The sequence below is a fragment of the Ensifer sp. EB106-05-01-XG146 genome (assembly GCF_058791875.1).
Genome location: NZ_JBYTDX010000001.1, coordinates 1,128,973 through 1,145,017, shown reverse-complemented (window position 1 = coordinate 1,145,017; position 16,045 = coordinate 1,128,973). Strand labels below are relative to the sequence as shown.

Sequence of the window (16,045 nt, the reverse complement as noted above, 5' to 3'; positions counted from 1 at the left end):
CTCTGGTTTAAGGTTTCCTTGAGATCATCCGATCTTGAGGTCGCCCGTTTTTGGAAGCCGTTGGACCGAGGCCCACGTACCTTCCTTGTTTATTAAAGCTTGATTTCCACGTCGACGCCGGCAGCCAGGTCGAGCTTCATCAGCGCGTCAACGGTCTGCGGGGTCGGGTCTACGATATCGAGAAGGCGCTTGTGGGTGCGCATTTCGAACTGTTCACGGCTCTTCTTGTCGACGTGCGGCGAGCGGTTGACCGTAAACTTTTCAATGCGCGTCGGCAGCGGTACGGGACCGCGCACGCTTGCACCGGTACGCTTTGCAGTCGACACGATTTCGCGCGTCGAGGCGTCGAGGATCCGGTGATCAAACGCCTTGAGGCGGATGCGGATGTTCTGGCCGTTCATACGACTTATCCTTGTTCAGGTTACTTGCGGTTTCCGTGGAAAAACACGCAGTGAACTTCGTTTAATTTCGGCCAGTCCGCTAACTTTTCAAAGATCGGAGGGACAGGGTTTCCCCTGCCCCTTCCTATTTGAGCGGCCGTGGCCGGCCTGTCTTTCTGTGAGCGCACAACGTCGAAGCACCGTGCAAATCACGCGTGGGCGCCATTTGCACTATTTCGTCGTCTTCGGCAAGCCGTGCGACCAACTAAATCTTTCGGGGCGGGTATGTCCAAGGCGCATAGCACATGCGCCTTGTGTCTTCCCGCCCTCAGTCTCGTCGATTACTCGACGATCGAGGCAACGATGCCTGCGCCGACGGTACGGCCGCCTTCGCGGATTGCGAAGCGCAGCTTTTCTTCCATCGCGATCGGAACGATCAGCTCAACGGCAACGGTGACGTTGTCGCCCGGCATAACCATTTCCGTGCCTTCCGGCAGCGTCACGATGCCCGTCACGTCCGTCGTGCGGAAGTAGAACTGCGGACGGTAGTTGGTGAAGAACGGCGTATGACGGCCGCCTTCTTCCTTCGTCAGGATGTAGGCTTCAGCCATGAACTTCTTGTGCGGCTTGACCGAACCCGGCTTGCACAGGATCTGGCCACGCTCGACGCCGTCACGGTTAACACCACGGATCAGCGCGCCGATGTTGTCGCCGGCCTGGCCCTGGTCGAGCAGCTTGCGGAACATTTCAACGCCCGTAACCGTCGTCTTCGACGTGTCGCGGATGCCGACGATTTCGACTTCTTCGCCGACCTTGACGATGCCGCGCTCAACGCGACCGGTCACAACCGTACCACGGCCCGAGATCGAGAACACGTCTTCGATCGGCATCAGGAACGGCTGGTCGATCGGACGCTCAGGCGTCGGGATGTAGGCGTCAACAGCTGCCATCAGCTCGCGGATCGCGTCTTCGCCGATCTTCTTGTCCGAATCTTCCAGAGCAGCAAGAGCCGAGCCCTTGATGATCGGAATGTCGTCGCCCGGGAATTCGTAGGACGACAGAAGTTCGCGAACTTCCAGTTCGACGAGCTCGAGAAGCTCGGCGTCGTCAACCTGGTCGACCTTGTTGAGGAACACGACGATTGCCGGAACGCCAACCTGACGAGCGAGCAGGATGTGCTCGCGGGTCTGCGGCATCGGGCCGTCAGCAGCCGAGCAAACCAGGATCGCGCCGTCCATCTGCGCTGCACCCGTGATCATGTTCTTGACGTAGTCGGCGTGGCCGGGGCAGTCAACGTGAGCGTAGTGACGGTTCGGCGTCTCATACTCAACGTGCGCCGTCGAAATCGTGATACCACGGGCCTTTTCTTCCGGAGCAGCGTCGATCTGGTCGTACGCCTTGAACTCGCCGAAGTACTTCGTGATCGCTGCGGTCAGCGACGTCTTGCCATGGTCAACGTGGCCAATCGTGCCAATGTTAACGTGCGGCTTGTTGCGCTCAAATTTGCTCTTTGCCATTTCCGGCTCTCCGTTTTCTATCCCCTACCGGGGAAAACTTTTAACTTCTGTCAGCGTCTTGGTATTCCGGTCACTTCTGACCGGAATACTTCGCCTGGATTTCCTGCGCGACGTTCGACGGAACCGGCGCGTAGTGATCGAAGGTCATCGTGTACTGCGCGCGGCCCTGAGACATGGAGCGCAGGTTGTCGACGTACTTGAACATGTTCGCCAGCGGAACGTTTGCGTTGATCACAACGGCAACGCCACGCGATTCCTGGCCCTGGATCTGGCCACGGCGGGAGTTCAGGTCGCCGATAACGTCGCCGACGTAGTCTTCCGGCGTTACGACTTCGACCTTCATCATCGGCTCGAGAAGCTGTGCACCAGCCTTCTTGGCCGCTTCACGGAAGCAAGCACGCGATGCGATTTCGAAGGCGAGAACCGACGAGTCGACGTCGTGGAATGCACCGTCGATGAGCGTCGCCTTGACGCCGAGCATCGGGAAGCCAGCGAGCGGACCCGAAGACAGAACGCTTTCGATACCCTTCTGAACGCCCGGGATGTATTCCTTCGGAACAGCACCACCGACGATCTTGGATTCGAAGACGAAATCTTCGCCATCCGGGTTCGGTTCGAACACGATCTTGACGCGCGCGAACTGACCGGTACCACCGGACTGCTTCTTGTGCGTGTAGTCTTCTTCGTGCTGACGCGTGATGGTTTCGCGGTAGGCAACCTGCGGAGCACCGACGTTGGCTTCAACCTTGAACTCGCGACGCATACGGTCGACGATGATGTCGAGGTGAAGTTCGCCCATGCCAGCGATGATCGTCTGGCCGGATTCCTGGTCGGTCTTGACGCGGAACGACGGGTCTTCAGCTGCCAGGCGGTTGAGCGCGAGGCCCATCTTTTCCTGGTCGCCCTTGGACTTCGGCTCGATCGCGATCTGGATGACCGGCTCCGGGAATTCCATGCGCTCGAGGATAACCGGCTTCAGCGGATCGCAAAGCGTGTCACCCGTGGTGGTTTCCTTGAGACCGGCAAGAGCAACGATGTCGCCTGCGAAGGCTTCTTCGATGTCTTCACGCGAGTTCGAGTGCATCTGCAGCATACGGCCGACGCGCTCGCGCTTGTCCTTGACCGTGTTCATGACAGACGAGCCCTTTTCGAGCTTGCCCGAATAGATGCGTGCGAAGGTCAGCGAACCGACGAAGGGGTCGTTCATGATCTTGAACGCGAGCATCGAAAGCGGCTCGGCGTCGTCAGCGTGACGCTCGATCTCGGCTTCGGTCTTGGCGTCGATGCCCTTGATCGCCGGAATGTCGAGCGGCGACGGCAGGTAGTCGACAACCGCGTCGAGAAGCGGCTGAACGCCCTTGTTCTTGAACGCGGTACCGCAGAACATCGGGTGGAACTTCACGTCGATGGTGCCGCGGCGAACGAGTTCGCGGATCTTGTCGTTCGAGGGCATGTTGCCTTCGAGGTAGGCTTCCATCGCGGCTTCGTCGATCTCGACAACGGTCTCGATCAGCTTCTCGCGATATTCTTCGGCCTTGTCCTTCATGTCGTCCGGAATCTCGACGACGTCCCACTGGGCGCCGAGCGATTCGTCGCGCCAGACGAGAGCGTTCATCTCGACCAGGTCGATAACACCCTTGAACTCGGTTTCAGCGCCGATCGGCAGCTGCATGACGACGGCGATCGCGCCCAGACGGGTCTTGATCATCTCGACCGAGCGGTAGAAGTCCGCGCCGGTCTTGTCCATCTTGTTGCAGAAGATCATGCGCGGAACGTTGTACTTTTCCGCCTGACGCCAGACGGTTTCCGTCTGCGGCTCAACACCGGCGTTGGCGTCGAGCAGCGCGATGGCGCCGTCGAGAACGCGCAGCGAACGCTCGACTTCGATGGTGAAGTCAACGTGGCCGGGGGTGTCGATGATGTTGAAGCGGCGAGCCTTGCCGTCACGACCCTTCCAGAAGGTGGTCGTCGCAGCAGACGTGATCGTGATGCCGCGTTCCTGTTCCTGCTCCATCCAGTCCATGGTAGCGGCGCCGTCGTGGACTTCGCCGATCTTGTGGGACTTGCCGGTGTAGTAGAGAATGCGCTCGGTCGTCGTGGTCTTGCCGGCGTCGATGTGCGCCATGATACCGAAGTTACGGTAGTCTTCGATTTTGTATTCGCGTGCCATAGTGGACTGCCTCTTGAGACGTTCGCGCCAGAATTACCAGCGATAGTGCGAGAACGCACGGTTGGCATCAGCCATCTTGTGCGTGTCTTCGCGCTTCTTCACGGCGCTACCACGGTTGTTCGCTGCGTCCATGAGTTCGCCGCAGAGGCGATCAACCATGGTCGTTTCGTTGCGCTTGCGTGCAGCCGTGATCAGCCAACGGATGGCGAGAGCCTGGCGACGCTCCGGACGAACGTCGACCGGAACCTGGTAGGTTGCACCACCAACGCGACGCGAACGCACTTCAACGTGCGGCGCGATGTTGTCGAGCGCGGAATGGAATACAGCGATCGGCTCCTGCTTCAGCTTGGCCTGAACCGCATCGAACGCACCGTAAACGATGGTTTCAGCGACCGACTTCTTGCCGTGCAGCATGATCGCATTCATGAACTTCGTAACAACCAGATCACCGAACTTCGGATCCGGGTTGATCTCACGCTTTTCTGCTCTATGACGTCTGGACATACTTCTCGTCTCTTCAAACTATTTAGCGCTCTACCACGCGGAGGACCTCGCGCAGCGCCGGGATTTTCAAAACCGAATTACTTCGGACGCTTCGCACCGTACTTCGAACGGCGCTGCTTGCGGTTCTTGACGCCCTGGGTATCGAGAACACCGCGGATGATGTGATAACGAACACCCGGAAGGTCCTTAACGCGGCCGCCACGGATCATCACGACCGAGTGTTCCTGAAGGTTGTGGCCTTCACCCGGAATGTAGCCGATGACTTCGAAGCCGTTCGTCAGGCGAATCTTGGCAACCTTACGCAGAGCCGAGTTCGGCTTCTTCGGGGTCGTCGTGTAAACGCGGGTGCAAACGCCACGCTTCTGCGGGTTTTCCTGCAGAGCAGGAACCTTGTTGCGCTTTACCTGTGCCTGACGAGGCTTACGGATCAGCTGGTTTACGGTAGGCATATACCCATCCCTTGCAAAATCTTGTCACATTACCCTTGCGGGCGGATCGTTGCCGTCGCCGGCAGTTTCGAACGCCTCATGAAATGCGCAAAACAAGGGCCGATCCGCCTTTTCCGCAGATGGCCCCAAATAAAGCAGAGGACGCACTATTTCGTGCGTCGTGCGTGCAGCATTGTAGTCGTCAGCGTGCGTTTCGAACCTTGTTTGAGGCGAACTTCAGAACGCGACGTTCCGAACCAGCCAGCCTCACATGGGCTCCGATGCGGCGGGGTGTACTGATTTCAAGGCGAACAGTCAAGGGCAATTAAGAAATATTCCCGGACGCGTGCGCCCGGCATGCCTGAAAAACAAGGCTTTTGCACATGGTTTGGCGCCTGGCGCCCGCCTCATCTGCCCTTCTGTGCCCGGAGTGTCTGACGGGATTAAGGAATCGGCAACCACTTTGTGGGGGTTTTCCACGATGATCGACTCGCTCTCAACGGAAGCGTCCGCGCGGCATTGCATTTCCATCGCGCTGATTCAAAAAGGAAGCTAAGGTCGCACCAAACCCATTCGAAAGGAAACAAAATGGCCGTCACCCCAGACAACGACAATGCCCCGGACGAGCCGATGGTGTTCATCATCATCGGCAAGGCCTACGAGACCGACGGCGACGAGGACGGCGTGGACATTCACGTAATGCTGAAGGCGCCCGACGACGATACCGCGGTACGCGAAGCGCTCAACGCGCTTGCAGAAGAAGGTTTTCTCGAGGCCGACCTGGACCAGATCGGCACATTGACCGACGTTCCGAGCGAAGAGCCGCACGCGTCCGCCTATCAGGGTGCGCTCGAAGGCGAAGTCGCGATCATCCGCTTCAGCTGAGACGCTGCAAGACAGCCCATCGCACCAGCTCCCAAGACCGTATTTGCAAAAGAAGAAGCCGCCGAGATCGCTCTCGGCGGCTTCTTCTTTTGTGAGGTTGGAGGGCGAACACGCCCTCCCCCATTATTCGGCTGCCGCGTTCTCGCTTGCGAGATCGGCGAGCATCGGCGTTGCCACGTCTGCACCGGTGCCGCGACGACGCTCTTCCAGGATCATTTCGTCGCGCGCGGTTGCGATGCGACGGATCTGGGTCATCGTGCCGCCGGTACCGGCCGGGATCAGACGGCCGACGATGACGTTTTCCTTCAGACCCTGCAGGCCGTCGGTCTTGCCGGCGATTGCGGCTTCCGTCAGGACCTTCGTGGTCTCCTGGAACGACGCTGCCGAGATGAACGACGGCGTCTGCAGCGAGGCCTTGGTGATGCCGAGCAGGACCGGATCGCCGTAAGCCGGCTTCTTGCCCTGTTCGATCAGGCCGTCGTTGACGTCTTCGAGCTCGATGCGGTCGACGTTGTCGCCGACGATGTAGGTCGAGTCACCGGCGTCGGTGATTTCAACCTTCTGCAGCATCTGACGGACGATCACCTCGATGTGCTTGTCGTTGATGACAACGCCCTGCAGTCGGTAGACTTCCTGGATTTCGTTGACCAGGTAGGAAGCAAGTGCTTCCACGCCCTTGATCGCCAGGATGTCGTGTGGCGCCGGGTTGCCGTCGAGGATGTAGTCGCCCTTTTCGATGTAGTCGCCATCCTGAAGATGGAAGGGCTTGCCCTTCGGGATCAGGTATTCGACCGGCTCGACACCGTCTTCCGCCGGCTCGATCAGAACGCGACGCTTGTTCTTGTAGTCGCGGCCGAAGCGGATCGTACCATCGATCTCAGCGATGATGGCGTGATCCTTCGGACGACGTGCTTCGAACAGTTCGGCAACGCGAGGCAGACCACCGGTGATGTCCTTGGTCTTGGCGCTTTCGAGCGGCGAACGTGCAAGCACGTCACCCTGCGAAACCTTCGTGCCCGGTTCGACCGACAGAATGGCGTCAACCGAAAGCATGAAGCGGGCGTCGCCACCACGCGACAGCTTCATGACTGCGCCGTTCTTGTCCTTGATGACGATCGCCGGCTTCAGGTCCGTACCGCGCGGCGTCGAACGCCAATCGATAACCTGACGCTTGGTGATGCCGGTGGACTCGTCGGTCGCTTCCAGAACCGAGATGCCGTCGACGACGTCTTCGAAGTGAACGGTACCTTCCACTTCCGTCATCATCGGACGGGTGTAGGGGTCCCATTCGGCGAGACGCTGACCGCGCTTCACCTTGTCGCCGTCGTCGACGAGGATCTTCGAACCGTAGGCAACGCGCTGCGAGGACCGCTCGACGCCACGTTCATCCAGGATCTGGACGGCCATGTTACGACCCATAGCGACGAGAACGCCGTCAGAGTTGCGCAGCATGTTGCGGTTCTTGATCTGAACCGTACCTTCGTAGGACGCTTCCAGGAACGACTGGTCAACCACGGTCGCCGTACCACCCAAGTGGAAGGTACGCATGGTGAGCTGGGTGCCCGGTTCACCGATCGACTGTGCGGCGATAACGCCAACCGCTTCGCCCATGTTGACCGGCGTACCACGAGCCAGGTCGCGGCCGTAGCAGACGCCGCAAACGCCCGTCTGGATTTCGCAGGTCAGCGCCGAGCGGATGCGGATCGACTGAATACCAGCCTTCTCGATCTCGATGACATCCGGTTCAAGGATCATCCGGCCGGCGTCGACGATGCGAGCGCCCGTGACCGGGTGATCGATGTCGTCCAAAGCCGTACGACCGAGAATACGAGCGCCAAGCGAAGCCACGACCTGACCGGCATCGACGATCGCCGTCATGGTGAGGCCCTTGTCGGTGCCGCAATCGACGGAGTTGACGATGCAATCCTGCGCGACGTCGACGAGACGGCGGGTCAGGTAACCGGAGTTCGCTGTCTTCAAGGCGGTGTCTGCCAGACCCTTACGGGCACCGTGGGTCGAGTTGAAGTACTCGTTAACGGTCAGGCCTTCCTTGAAGTTCGAGATGATCGGCGTCTCGATGATTTCGCCCGACGGCTTGGCCATGAGGCCACGCATGCCGCCCAGCTGGCGCATCTGGTTCGGAGAACCACGAGCACCCGAGTGCGACATCATGTAGATCGAGTTCATCGGCTTCTGGCGACCATTGTCGTCGAACTCGACCGCCTTGATGCGGGCCATCATTTCTTCGGCGACCTTTTCCGTAGCCTTGCCCCAGGCGTCGACAACCTTGTTGTACTTTTCGCCCTGGGTGATGAGGCCGTCGTTGTACTGCTGCTCGTATTCCTTCACGAGCGCTTCAGTGTCGCCGACGATCTTCACCTTGGTGTCCGGAATGACCATGTCGTCCTTGCCGAACGAAATGCCGGCGCGGCAGGCATGGGCGAAGCCGAGCTGCATGATGCGGTCGCAGAAGATGACCGTGTCCTTCTGGCCGCAATGACGGTAGACCGTGTCGATCATCTTGGAGATGTTCTTCTTGGTCATTTCCTGGTTGCAGGTGTCGAACGGCACGTTGACGTTGCGCGGCAGCAGCTCGCCGATGATCATGCGGCCAGGCGTGGTTTCATAGATCTTCGAAACCGGGTTGCCCTCGGCGTCGACGGTCTTGAAGCGGCCACGGATCTTGGCGTGCAGCGTCACGGCCTTGGTTTCGAGCGCGTGGTGCAACTCGCCCATGTCCGAGAACGCCATGCCTTCGCCCGGCTCGTTCTGGTTCAGGATCGACAAGTAATAGAGACCGAGAACCATGTCCTGCGACGGAACGATGATCGGCGCGCCGTTTGCCGGGTGCAGAATGTTGTTGGTCGACATCATCAGCACGCGGGCTTCGAGCTGAGCTTCGAGCGACAGCGGCACGTGAACGGCCATCTGGTCACCGTCGAAGTCGGCGTTGAAGGCCGTGCAGACGAGCGGGTGCAGCTGGATCGCCTTGCCTTCGACCAGGGTCGGTTCGAAGGCCTGGATGCCCAGGCGGTGCAACGTCGGCGCACGGTTCAGGAGAACCGGGTGCTCGCGGATGACCTCGTCGAGGATATCCCAGACTTCCGGCTTTTCCTTTTCGACGAGCTTCTTTGCCTGCTTGACGGTGGACGAGAAGCCCTTGGCGTCAAGACGCGCGTAGATGAACGGCTTGAACAGCTCGAGCGCCATCTTCTTCGGCAGGCCGCACTGGTGCAGCTTCAGTTCCGGACCGGTCACGATGACCGAACGGCCGGAATAGTCGACGCGCTTGCCAAGCAGGTTCTGACGGAAGCGGCCCTGCTTGCCCTTGAGCATGTCGGACAGCGACTTCAGCGGACGCTTGTTGGCGCCGGTGATGACGCGGCCACGACGGCCGTTGTCGAACAGCGCATCGACGGATTCCTGCAGCATGCGCTTTTCGTTGCGGATGATGATGCCCGGGGCGCGCAGTTCGATCAGGCGCTTCAGACGGTTGTTACGGTTGATGACGCGGCGATAGAGATCGTTCAGATCCGAGGTCGCGAAACGGCCGCCGTCGAGCGGCACGAGCGGACGCAGGTCCGGGGGGATCACCGGAACGACCTTCATGATCATCCATTCCGGACGGTTGCCGGAATCCATGAAGTTCTCGACGATCTTCAGCCGCTTCATCAGCTTCTTCTGCTTCAGATCCGAGGTCGTCTCAGCGAGCTCGGCGCGCAGGTCGCCGGCGATCTTTTCCAGGTTCATCGAAGCGAGCATCTCGTAGATCGCTTCGGCGCCGATCATGGCGGTGAACTGGTCTTCGCCGAACTCGTCGACGGCGAGCATGTAGTCTTCTTCGCTGAGAAGCTGGTTTTCCTTCAGCGACGTCAGACCCGGCTCGGTGACGATGTAGTTTTCGAAGTACAGAACGCGCTCGACATCCTTCAGCGTCATGTCGAGCAGCGTCGAAATGCGGCTCGGCAGCGACTTCAGGAACCAGATGTGGGCAACGGGAGCGGCGAGCTCGATGTGGCCCATGCGCTCACGGCGAACGCGCGACAACGTCACTTCGACGCCGCACTTTTCGCAGATGATGCCCTTGTACTTCATGCGCTTGTACTTGCCGCACAGGCACTCGTAGTCCTTGATCGGTCCAAAGATGCGCGCGCAGAACAGACCGTCGCGTTCCGGCTTGAACGTGCGGTAGTTGATCGTCTCCGGCTTCTTGATCTCACCGTAAGACCAGGAAAGAATCTTCTCCGGCGAGGCGATCGAAATCCGAATGGAATCGAAGGTCTGTGCAGGCACCTGCGGATTGAAAAGATTCATGACCTCTTGGTTCATGCCTGTCTCCTTTACGGGCTTTACGCCCTGAGCTTGGCGAGGGTGCCGACAAATCCCGGGCGCCGGCCCCTGCCCCATAAACAGCTAAAACCGCATTGGCTGCGGCTTCGTTCCTGCCGGAGACGTCAGCGTCTCCCGGCGGAAACGGTGCGCGCCGCATGAGCGGCACGCACCTTGGGTCTCTTTACTCGGCTGCGTCGGGCAACTGCGCCGCGCCAGCCTCGTCGACCTTCGAGTTTTCGAGCTCGACCGAAAGGCCCAGCGAGCGCATTTCCTTGACGAGAACGTTGAAGCTCTCCGGAATGCCCGCTTCGAAGGTATCGTCGCCACGGACGATCGCTTCGTAGACCTTGGTACGACCGGCAACGTCGTCCGACTTGACCGTCAGCATTTCCTGCAGGGTGTAGGCGGCGCCGTACGCTTCGAGCGCCCAGACCTCCATTTCCCCGAAGCGCTGACCGCCGAACTGCGCCTTACCACCGAGCGGCTGCTGGGTGACGAGCGAGTACGGACCGATCGAACGGGCGTGGATCTTGTCGTCGACCAAGTGGTTGAGCTTCAACATGTAGATGTAGCCCACGGTCACCTGGCGGTCGAACTGATCGCCGGTACGGCCGTCATAGAGCGTCGACTGACCGGTCACCTTCAGACCTGCCTGCTCCAGCATCTCGTTGACGTCGGCTTCGACAGCACCGTCGAAGACCGGCGTTGCGATCGAAACGCCGCGACGGGTCTGCTCGGCCAGGCGCACGATCGACTCGTCGTCGTACTGCTTGATCGGCTCACCCTTCGGGCCCGACCCGATGACGCTGTCGATGGTATCGCGCAACGGCTGGATATCGGCACCTGCCTTGTAGGCGTCGAGCATCGCGCCGATCTTCTGACCCATGCCGGCGCAAGCCCAGCCAAGGTGGGTTTCGAGGATCTGGCCGACGTTCATGCGCGAAGGCACGCCGAGCGGGTTCAGAACGACGTCGACATGTGTGCCGTCTTCCAGGAACGGCATGTCTTCGATCGGTACGATACGCGACACGACGCCCTTGTTGCCGTGACGGCCGGCCATCTTGTCACCCGGCTGGATCTTGCGCTTCACAGCGACGAAGACCTTGACCATCTTCATGACGCCCGGAGGCATTTCGTCGCCGCGCTGGACCTTCTCGACCTTGTCCATGAAGCGCTGTTCGAGGCGCGACTTGGATTCGTCGTACTGGGCGCGCAGAGCTTCGATCTCGCCCTGAGCCTTTTCGTCTTCGACGGCGAACATCCACCACTGCGAGCGGGGGTATTCGCTGACGACGAGGTTCGAAAGCTCGGTGCCCTTCTTGAAGCCCTTCGGGCCGGCAACGGCCGTGTGGCCACGCAGCATGTCGACGAGACGGGCGTAGACGTTGCGGTCCAGGATCGCCTGTTCGTCGTCGCGGTCCTTGGCGAGGCGTTCGATTTCCTCGCGCTCGATCGCCATCGCGCGCTCGTCCTTCTCAACGCCGTGGCGGTTGAAGACGCGAACTTCGACGACGGTACCGAAGGTGCCCGGGGGCATGCGCATCGAGGTGTCGCGAACGTCGGAGGCCTTTTCACCGAAGATGGCGCGCAGAAGCTTTTCTTCCGGCGTCATCGGGCTTTCGCCCTTCGGCGTGATCTTGCCGACGAGGATGTCACCCGGCTGAACCTCTGCACCGATATAAACGATACCGGCTTCGTCAAGGTTGCGCAGCGCTTCTTCCGAAACGTTCGGAATGTCGCGGGTGATTTCTTCCGGACCCAGCTTGGTGTCACGCGCCATCACTTCGAATTCTTCGATGTGGATGGAGGTGAACACGTCGTCGCGCACGATCCGCTCGGAGAGCAGGATCGAGTCTTCGTAGTTGTAGCCGTTCCACGGCATGAACGCGACGAGCGCGTTGCGGCCGAGAGCCAGGTCACCGAGGTCGGTCGACGGACCGTCAGCGATGATGTCGCCCTTGTTCAGGATGTCACCGACGGTGACCAGCGGGCGCTGGTTGACGCAGGTGTTCTGGTTCGAGCGCTGGAACTTCTGCAGACGGTAGATATCGACGCCCGACTTCGACGGATCGAGGTCTTCGGTGGCGCGGATAACGATACGGGTCGCGTCAACCTGGTCGACGACACCGCCACGACGGGCTGCAATAGCAGCGCCGGAGTCACGGGCAACGACCGGCTCCATGCCGGTACCGACGAACGGTGCTTCGGCGCGCAGCAGCGGCACGGCCTGACGCTGCATGTTCGAGCCCATCAGTGCGCGGTTGGCGTCGTCGTTCTCGAGGAACGGGATGAGCGCCGCTGCGACCGAAACGAGCTGCTTCGGCGAAACGTCCATCAGGTTGATGTTGTCGCGCGGCGCCAGCATAACTTCGCCGGCGTGACGGCAAACAACGAACTCTTCAGCGAACGAGCCATCGTTCTCGAGAACCGAGTTTGCCTGGGCAACGTGGTACTTCGCCTCTTCCATTGCGGAGAGATAGACGACGTCGTTCGTCACCTTGCCGTCAACGATCTTGCGGTACGGGCTTTCGATGAAGCCGTACTTGTTGACGCGGGCAAAGGTTGCAAGCGAGTTGATCAGACCGATGTTCGGGCCTTCCGGCGTTTCGATCGGGCAAATGCGGCCGTAGTGGGTCGGGTGAACGTCGCGGACTTCGAAGCCGGCGCGCTCGCGGGTCAGACCACCCGGGCCAAGAGCCGAAAGACGGCGCTTGTGGGTGATTTCCGAAAGCGGGTTCACCTGGTCCATGAACTGCGACAGCTGCGAGGAGCCGAAGAACTCGCGAACGGCGGCCGCAGCCGGCTTCGCGTTGATCAGGTCCTGCGGCATGACCGTGTCGATTTCGATCGAGGACATACGTTCCTTGATCGCGCGCTCCATGCGGAGCAGGCCGAGACGGTACTGGTTCTCCATGAGCTCGCCGACCGAACGAACACGGCGGTTGCCGAGGTTGTCGATGTCGTCGATCTCGCCCTTGCCGTCACGCAGCTCGACGAGCATCTTGACGACAGCCAGGATGTCTTCCTTGCGCAGGATGCGCACGGTGTCGGCAACTTCGAGGTCGAGACGCATGTTCATCTTGACGCGACCGACGGCCGAAAGGTCGTAGCGCTCGGCATCGAAGAACAGCGTGTTGAACATGGCTTCCGCGGAATCCATGGTCGGCGGTTCACCCGGACGCATGACGCGGTAGATGTCGAACAGGGCGTCCTGACGGTTCTCGTTCTTGTCTACGGTCAGCGTGTTGCGGATGTAGGCGCCGACATTGATGTGGTCGATGTCGAGAACCGGGATCTCGTCGAAACCAGCCGAGAGGATGACCGGAAGGGTCTTCTCGTCGATTTCGTCGCCGGCTTCGAGATAGATCTCGCCGGTGCTGTAGTTGACGACGTCTTCGGCAAGGTAGTTGCCGTAGAGGTCATCATTGGTTGCCTTGAGCGCTTTCAGGCCCTTTTCCTGCAGCTGGCGCAGCAGACGCGGGGTCAGCTTCTTGCCGGCTTCGACAACGACTTCGCCGGTGTCGGCGTCGACCATCTCGGTGATGGCCTTCTGGCCCTTAAGGGCGTCCGGCTGGAACGGCACGCGCCAGCCTTCGCCGTCGCGCTGGTAGAGCGACTTCGTGTAGAAGGTGTCGAGGATTTCCTCGCCGTCCATTCCGAGCGCCATCAGCAGCGACGTCACCGGAATCTTGCGGCGACGGTCGATACGGGCATGAACGATATCCTTGGCATCGAACTCGATGTCGAGCCAGGAACCGCGGTAAGGAATGACACGGGCCGCAAACAGCAGCTTGCCCGACGAGTGGCTCTTGCCCTTGTCGTGGTCGAAGAACACGCCCGGCGAACGGTGCATCTGCGAAACGATGACGCGCTCGGTGCCGTTGACGATGAAGGTACCGTTGTCGGTCATGAGCGGCATGTCGCCCATGTAGACGTTCTGTTCCTTGATGTCCTTGATCGACTTCGCGCCGGTATCCTCGTCGATATCGAACACGATGAGGCGCAGCGTCACCTTGAGCGGCGCTGCGTAGGTCAGATCGCGCTGACGGCATTCTTCGACGTCGAACTTCGGCGGCTCGAATTCGTACGAAACGAATTCAAGCATCGATGCGCCCGAGAAGTCCTTGATCGGGAAAACGGACTTGAAAACAGCTTGGAGCCCTTCATCAGGGCGACCGCCCTTGGGCTCTTCAACCATCAGAAACTGGTCGTAGGATGCCTTTTGAACCTCGATGAGGTTCGGCATTTCTGCGACTTCTGGAATTTTACCAAAAAACTTGCGTACGCGCCTGCGACCGTTAAACGAAAGGGTCTGAGCCATCGTCGCTCCTTGTCAATCTTGCATCCGGGCCTGCAACGGACGGGAACCGATGGCCAGTCGACCCCGTCAATCAATGAGTAGTTCAATCTCGTCCAACCAACGAAAAACGCTCAGCGCGGATTGCTGTGCTGCCTTCCGTTCGAGACCATCCTCTTGAAGAACCCATTACCCAAAAGCCGTTTTTCGACAGGCTTTTGGGTAATATGTTCTAAAAACGGTCAAAGAGAGGCGGCCTGAAAAGGCCACCTCCCCTTGCATGTAGCCGAATTACTTGACGTCAACCTTGGCGCCAGCGTCTTCGAGCTTCTTCTTGAGGTCAGCAGCTTCAGCCTTGGAAACTGCTTCCTTAACCGGCTTCGGAGCGCCTTCGACCAGGTCCTTGGCTTCCTTGAGGCCGAGGCCGGTGATGCCGCGAACTTCCTTGATGACGTTGATCTTGTTGGCGCCAGCGTCAACGAGGATAACGTCAAACTCGGTCTTTTCTTCTTCAGCAGCAGCCGGAGCAGCAGCGCCGCCAGCAGCAGCGACAGCTACCGGAGCAGCAGCCGAAACGCCCCACTTCTCTTCGAGCAGCTTGGAAAGCTCAGCAGCTTCCAGAACGGTCAGCGAGGAGAGGTCTTCAACGATCTTTGCGAGATCAGCCATTTTACTTTTCCTTTTGTTCGGTTCGAACTGGTTTTAAATACAACAGCGAAAATCCGCCTTAGGCGGCTTCGTCCTTCTTGGCATAGGCCGAGAACACGCGAGCAAGCTGGCTTGCCGGTGCCTGAACAACCGTTGCGACGCGGGTTGCCGGGGCATTGAGAAGGCCCAGCAGCTTTGCGCGCAGCTCGTCGAGCGAAGGCAGGGTCGCAAGCGACTTGACTGCTTCGGCGTTGAGCGTGGTCGTGCCCATGGCGCCACCGAGAACAACGAGCTTGTCGTTGGTCTTGGCGAAATCCATGACAACCTTAGGAGCCGTGATCGGGTCTTCGCTGTATGCGATCAGCGTCTGACCCTTGAAGAGATTGGTCATCCCTTCCGACTCGGTGCCCTGAAGAGCGATCTTGGCCAGGCGGTTTTTCGCGACTTTGACGGTGCCGCCAGCAGCGCGCATCTTCGAACGGAAGTCGTTCATCTGCGCAACTGTGACACCAGCATAGTGGGCCACGACAACCGAACCGGAAGCCTTGAAGACTTCGTTCAGCTCCGTGACGAATTCGCGTTTTTCCGCTCTTTCCACTGTCTGTCTCCAGTAGACAGGGTTGCAATAATGCAGCCCCATCGGGTTTGCCTTTGTCACCCGAGATCGAGCTCGATCCCTGATAACGCTTAAGGATCCTGTCCCTTGGCGTTCCCGGAAGAGCCGGGTCTGACACAAGGCAAGCGAGGTTCGAACCGAATTTCGACGCCTCCGGCGTCATGGCGAAATTCAGATCTTACCCGTCTCATGCAGGCCGAAGTGATTAAGGTATAACCACCCGCAATCTCGGACAGGAGTTCCGGATCGAAATCCGGATTTCCGGCCC

10 protein-coding genes are annotated in these 16,045 nt (G+C 59.6%); 1 reads left to right on the top strand and 9 read right to left on the bottom strand.

Features of this window, described 5'->3' with window-relative positions:
* Positions 1 to 92: 92 nt before the first annotated feature.
* From rpsJ to rpsL, 5 genes are all read right to left on the bottom strand, one after another.
* Positions 93 to 401: a 30S ribosomal protein S10 gene (gene rpsJ, locus AC3WVQ_RS05480; RefSeq protein ID WP_003507767.1), complete on the bottom strand. Its 309-nt coding sequence runs from the start codon at positions 399 to 401 to the stop codon at positions 93 to 95.
* Between the two features lie 320 nt (positions 402 to 721).
* Positions 722 to 1,897 carry an elongation factor Tu gene (gene tuf / locus AC3WVQ_RS05475; RefSeq protein WP_034795467.1) on the bottom strand — a complete coding sequence of 392 codons (1,176 nt, stop codon included), beginning with the start codon at positions 1,895 to 1,897 and terminating at the stop codon, positions 722 to 724.
* Between the two features lie 70 nt (positions 1,898 to 1,967).
* Complete coding sequence (gene fusA / locus AC3WVQ_RS05470; protein ID WP_034795515.1) at positions 1,968 to 4,067, bottom strand: elongation factor G; 2,100 nt, start codon at positions 4,065 to 4,067, stop codon at positions 1,968 to 1,970.
* Between the two features lie 33 nt (positions 4,068 to 4,100).
* Complete coding sequence (gene rpsG, locus AC3WVQ_RS05465; protein ID WP_034795512.1) at positions 4,101 to 4,571, bottom strand: 30S ribosomal protein S7; 471 nt, start codon at positions 4,569 to 4,571, stop codon at positions 4,101 to 4,103.
* A gap of 77 nt (positions 4,572 to 4,648) precedes the next feature.
* Entirely contained in the window at positions 4,649 to 5,020 is a 372-nt protein-coding gene (gene rpsL / locus AC3WVQ_RS05460) for a 30S ribosomal protein S12 (protein ID WP_003507760.1), read from the bottom strand.
* 567 nt (positions 5,021 to 5,587) lie between these two features.
* Here rpsL and AC3WVQ_RS05455 point away from each other — a divergent pair.
* On the top strand, positions 5,588 to 5,884 hold the full coding sequence (locus AC3WVQ_RS05455; protein WP_034795498.1) for a hypothetical protein: 297 nt from the start codon (positions 5,588 to 5,590) through the stop codon (positions 5,882 to 5,884).
* A gap of 123 nt (positions 5,885 to 6,007) precedes the next feature.
* Here AC3WVQ_RS05455 and rpoC read toward each other — a convergent pair whose 3' ends face one another.
* From rpoC to rplJ, 4 genes are all read right to left on the bottom strand, one after another.
* Positions 6,008 to 10,213, bottom strand: coding sequence for a DNA-directed RNA polymerase subunit beta' (rpoC, locus tag AC3WVQ_RS05450; protein ID WP_034795495.1), 4,206 nt, complete (start codon positions 10,211 to 10,213; stop codon positions 6,008 to 6,010).
* Positions 10,214 to 10,397: 184 nt separating this feature from the next.
* Positions 10,398 to 14,537 carry a DNA-directed RNA polymerase subunit beta gene (gene rpoB / locus AC3WVQ_RS05445; RefSeq protein ID WP_034795492.1) on the bottom strand — a complete coding sequence of 1,380 codons (4,140 nt, stop codon included), beginning with the start codon at positions 14,535 to 14,537 and terminating at the stop codon, positions 10,398 to 10,400.
* A 267-nt stretch (positions 14,538 to 14,804) separates the two neighbouring features.
* Positions 14,805 to 15,182, bottom strand: a complete 378-nt coding sequence (rplL, locus tag AC3WVQ_RS05440) for a 50S ribosomal protein L7/L12 (RefSeq protein ID WP_034795489.1) — start codon at positions 15,180 to 15,182, stop codon at positions 14,805 to 14,807.
* Positions 15,183 to 15,240: 58 nt separating this feature from the next.
* Positions 15,241 to 15,759: a 50S ribosomal protein L10 gene (rplJ, locus tag AC3WVQ_RS05435; protein ID WP_034795485.1), complete on the bottom strand. Its 519-nt coding sequence runs from the start codon at positions 15,757 to 15,759 to the stop codon at positions 15,241 to 15,243.
* Positions 15,760 to 16,045 lie beyond the last annotated feature (286 nt).

Excerpts from the sequence above, each read along its gene's own strand:
- rpsG (WP_034795512.1), bottom strand. The coding sequence starts at position 4,571 with ATGTCCAGACGTCATAGAGCAGAAAAGCGTGAGATCAACCCGGATCCG.
- rplL (WP_034795489.1), bottom strand. The coding sequence starts at position 15,182 with ATGGCTGATCTCGCAAAGATCGTTGAAGACCTCTCCTCGCTGACCGTT.
- rpoC (WP_034795495.1), bottom strand. The coding sequence starts at position 10,213 with ATGAACCAAGAGGTCATGAATCTTTTCAATCCGCAGGTGCCTGCACAG.
- rpsL (WP_003507760.1), bottom strand. The coding sequence starts at position 5,020 with ATGCCTACCGTAAACCAGCTGATCCGTAAGCCTCGTCAGGCACAGGTA.
- rpoB (WP_034795492.1), bottom strand. The coding sequence starts at position 14,537 with ATGGCTCAGACCCTTTCGTTTAACGGTCGCAGGCGCGTACGCAAGTTT.
- tuf (WP_034795467.1), bottom strand. The coding sequence starts at position 1,897 with ATGGCAAAGAGCAAATTTGAGCGCAACAAGCCGCACGTTAACATTGGC.
- fusA (WP_034795515.1), bottom strand. The coding sequence starts at position 4,067 with ATGGCACGCGAATACAAAATCGAAGACTACCGTAACTTCGGTATCATG.
- AC3WVQ_RS05455 (WP_034795498.1), top strand. The coding sequence starts at position 5,588 with ATGGCCGTCACCCCAGACAACGACAATGCCCCGGACGAGCCGATGGTG.
- rpsJ (WP_003507767.1), bottom strand. The coding sequence starts at position 401 with ATGAACGGCCAGAACATCCGCATCCGCCTCAAGGCGTTTGATCACCGG.